Genomic DNA, 577 nt, shown 5'->3' with positions numbered 1-577 from the left:
AAGGCGTGGTGGATGCTGCGGAAAACAACATCCCATCATTTAGCTTGAGCCGTCACAGTGAGGTATCGAAATACTTCAGCCTAGACGAGCACACCATGGTGCCAGACGTATTGGTTATTTCGACTAAAACGTACGACAAGCTAACACCTGAGCAACAAAAAGCACTGATGAAAGCAGCAGCAGACTCTTCTGAATACATGAAGAAGTTGTGGGCTGAGTCAGAAGCAAAAGAGCGTACAAAAGCTGAAAAGATGGGCGTAACTTTTGTTGAACCAAATAAAGCGGCATTCGTTGAAGCGGTTCAACCAATGTACGCGGACTTAGAAAAGACAAATCCTGAATTAAATGAACTGGTTGAGAAGATCAAAGCAGTTAAGTAATTCACAAAGTAATTAGTAATAAACAATCGAAAACAAGGTGTTACCACATTCTGGTACATAGAGGTTGACCAATTGTTATTGGTCGTTATGATGGCGTGAGAAGTTAGATGGAATATAGTGATAATATCATCATGATGCCTTTTGAACCGAAAAGACCGTATCAAGAGATCGGTTTAGTCCTTAGACAAGAACTTATC

General features: G+C 40.7%; 1 protein-coding gene and 1 pseudogene. Both read left to right on the top strand.

What is annotated here, in order from left to right:
- The coding region (gene dctP / locus R7Q46_RS28925) for a TRAP transporter substrate-binding protein DctP (protein ID WP_318078547.1) at window positions 1-380 on the top strand (380 nt) is incomplete at its 5' end.
- Between the two features lie 107 nt (window positions 381-487).
- Window positions 488-577, top strand: a pseudogene (locus R7Q46_RS28920) (GntR family transcriptional regulator); the annotation flags it as partial.

The sequence above is a fragment of the Vibrio sp. 811 genome, assembly GCF_033339195.1.
The sequence above is the reverse complement of the archived record's forward strand: the minus strand, read 5'-3'. Positions and strand labels throughout refer to the sequence as shown.